The sequence below is a fragment of the Desulfobacula sp. genome (assembly GCF_021107415.1).
The window spans coordinates 1-3,436 of the sequence record NZ_JAIOSW010000341.1 but is presented as its reverse complement, the minus strand read 5'-3'; the positions used below and the strand labels follow the sequence as shown (position 1 = coordinate 3,436).

Below are 3,436 nucleotides of genomic sequence, written 5' to 3'. Positions count from 1 at the left end.
TTCAGATGTAAATACTGCATTAAGAGTGCTGTTGAAAAAAAGGGAAAAAGATAAAAATCAGCTCAGTGAAAATATTTATACCAATTATAAATCACTAATAAAACCCCTGCTTAAGCAATTGAGAAGCAGGCATACAAAAAAAACACAAAAAGATATACTTGATATTCTGGAATCGAGTATTAGAGAGATGACCATCCCTTTTTCAAAAAAATTATCCGATCCTCTGGTGAGCCTTACGCCTACAGAAATCCAGGTAGCTCTACTTGTTAAGGAAGGCAAAACAAATAAAGAAATAACACAAATTCTCAATAAATCAATATGGGCAATAACCTCACATAGACATAATATCAGGCATAAACTCGGATTGAAAAATAAAAAAATAAACCTGAGAACTTATCTGTTGTCATTTGGCGAATGATAGTTTTAACCTAACAAAATACTAATATTTTTTTAATATTTTAATTTATTGACCCGCAATTCATATTACGTAATACTTCTAATTAAAAAAATATTAGAAGACTCATATATGGGTGAACATTTTACCAAGATTGCAAGTGAAATTGAAAATGTAAGCTTTATTAGTTCAAAAGCAGTTGACCAGACAAAGTCAGCTGAAAAAAAGGTGGGTATCCTTGGACATTCTGCAACCGATATCAACAAGGTAACAGAGACCATCAGCAATATATCCGACCAGACCAATTTCTTGGCACTGAATGCAACTATTGAGGCAGCCCAAGGTATTACCGATGTGAATGAACATGTTGCCCAGTCTTCAGCTATGTCCGAAGATATATCGGGTAACATCAATCATGTCAGTAAAATGACCAATAGCATATCAGAGAATTCAAATAATGTCATGGCTCAAGAGAAAAGTTAAAAAAATAAATGAAAACTCAAAACGACAAGCCTAACCTGCTTAACGATCAAAGCAAAACAATTCCTTTATCACATACAATCATCAAGCGTCTCTTCATTTTGTTTTTTTCCCTTGTTTTTGTTTCAACTGCCATTACATACAAGTATTTAATAAAAGAGACAGATAATCAATTTCAAGAAAAATTGTTGGAATATATCAGTCAGCGCGGGCAACGTGACAATGAACTCTTTCATTTAGTTAAGAAGAGTGCCATTCAGTTCAAGGATGAATTTTTGTTTCACTATAAAAACAATCCAAAAAATGACTTCAGTGACTGGTTTACATCCCACATGACCACCCATAACGATGGAACATTTCGTTCATTGCCAAAGTATTTTAATGGCACATGGACAAGCGAAAACACCTTTGAAAAAGGTATCAGTATTATCATAGCTCCTGAGGTGAACGTGACAAAAGAACTTCAACGGCGCATGGCCATTGCCTATGAAAAAATCATGCAGTATGGTCCTGCCTGGCAAACTCAATTTGTCAACCTGTGGTTTGTCGGACCGGAAAAATTATCATTAACCTACTTGCCCCAAATACCATGGTGTCTCAACATGTCTGCAGATTATAATTGGGAAACTCAGGAGTGGTTTTACGGTACCAGTAAGCAAAACAATCCGGAACGAAATTCTATCTGGACCGATATCTATTTTGATCCCCCGGCTAATCACTGGGTGATATCCTCAGCCGCACCTATCGACATCCATGACAAACAGATCGGTACAGTTGGAATTGATATTCGTCTTGATGACTTATTTAAACGCACTTTAAGCAATAATTCAATCATCTCATACAGCATAATCCTAAACCAACAAGGTCGAATTATTGTGCATCCCGATAAAATGACTGAAATCAAAACCGCCATTGACACACCGTTAACCGTTATGTCTGCAAAAGATAAGATGCTGCAATCTATTTTTGATAAGGTTAAGTCAGTATCGTCATTTCCAACAATTATTAATGATGCTGAAAATAATCAATTTATCGCAGTAAGCAGAATAGAAGGGCCGGACTGGTATTCGATTTCGATTTCTTCAAAAACGCTTTTTCAAAAAAAAATTGAACAAAACTTATGGTTTATGCTGATCGTCGCCCTGAGTTTATTGATAACAGCGTTAGTTATGATTTACTGGGTGGTGCATAAAAATATTGCCCAGCCCATAGGTTTGTTAACTGATGCAACCAAAAACATTGCTCAAGGCAGTCATGAAAATATAATTCAAGACACAACAATTGTTACGCGTCAGGATGAAATCGGTCAGCTGGCCCTGAATTTTAACATGATGGTAGAACAGGTTTTGGCAAGAGAAAAAACACTTTTGATCAGTAAAGAGAAATGGGAGCGAACCTTTAATGCTATTTCTGATATTGTTACTCTGCAAACTCCCGACATGCGCATTGTACATATGAATAAAAGCGCCTGCAGTGCCTTACTTGTTTCTTGTGAGGAGCTAAACAACCAGCATTGTTACGAGATTTTCAAAAACAATACAAAACCTTGCCCCCAATGCCCTGTGCTGCACACAAAAAAGACCATCTCTCCCTGTACAAGAGAAATGTATGACCCTAAACGGGATGAGACTTTTCTGGTCTCTGCCTCTCCAGTAATAAATGAGGATGGCAAATTAATAAATATTGCCCAGGTGGCAAAAAATATTACCCCATTTAAAAAATTGCAGGAAGATAAAATACACTTAGCTACTGCCATTGAGCAGGTATATGAGACTGTTGTTATTACTGATAAAGATGGCAGTATCCAATACACCAACCCTGCCTTCGAGCGTATCAGCGGCTACTCTCGGGAAGAGGTAATGGGTAAAAATCCAAGAATTCTAAAAAGTACCCGGCAGGACAAGCAGTTCTATGAGCAAATGTGGCAGACTATTACTGCTGGTGATACATGGCAGGGGAGACTAATCAATAAAAAAAAGGACGGTTCATTTTACACAGAAGAAGCCACCATTTCTCCAGTATTTGATGAAGCTGGAATAGTTGTTAACTTTGTTGCGGTTAAACGCGATATAACTGATGAGATCAAAATGGAAAAAATGTTACGTCAGTCTCAGAAGATGGAATCTATCGGCACCCTTGCCGGTGGTATTGCCCATGATTTTAACAATATTTTGTTTCCCATTGTGGGGCATTCTGAAATGCTGTTAGAAGATATCCCTGAAAACAGCCCGTTTAGAGACGGTCTTAAGAAGATCTATACAGGTGCTATGAGAGCCAGTGAGCTGGTAAAACAAATTCTTACCTTTTCTCGTCAAGAAAAAGGTAAATTAAAACTGATGAAAATGCAGCCAATTATTAAAGAAGCATTAAAACTCATCAGATCTACAATTCCCACAACAATTGAGATCAAACAAAATCTTCAATCTGATTGTGGTGCAATCAAAGCTGACCCAACACAAATTCATCAAATTGTAATGAACCTTGCAACCAATGCCTATCATGCCATGGAAAAAAATGGCGGAAAATTGAATGTAAAACTGAAAGAAGTTGAACTTGAAGAAC

At 36.9% G+C, this 3,436-nt stretch carries 3 protein-coding genes; all 3 read left to right on the top strand.

The annotated features are described in order from the left end of the window. A partial coding sequence (locus K8S13_RS17205) for a helix-turn-helix transcriptional regulator (RefSeq protein ID WP_291464414.1) occupies positions 1 to 418 on the top strand: 418 nt, incomplete at its 5' end. 108 nt (positions 419 to 526) lie between these two features. Then, positions 527 to 877 carry a methyl-accepting chemotaxis protein gene (locus K8S13_RS17200; protein WP_291464412.1) on the top strand — a complete coding sequence of 117 codons (351 nt, stop codon included), beginning with the start codon at positions 527 to 529 and terminating at the stop codon, positions 875 to 877. An 8-nt stretch (positions 878 to 885) separates the two neighbouring features. Beyond that, the coding region (locus K8S13_RS17195; protein WP_291464410.1) for a PAS domain-containing protein at positions 886 to 3,436 on the top strand (2,551 nt) is incomplete at its 3' end.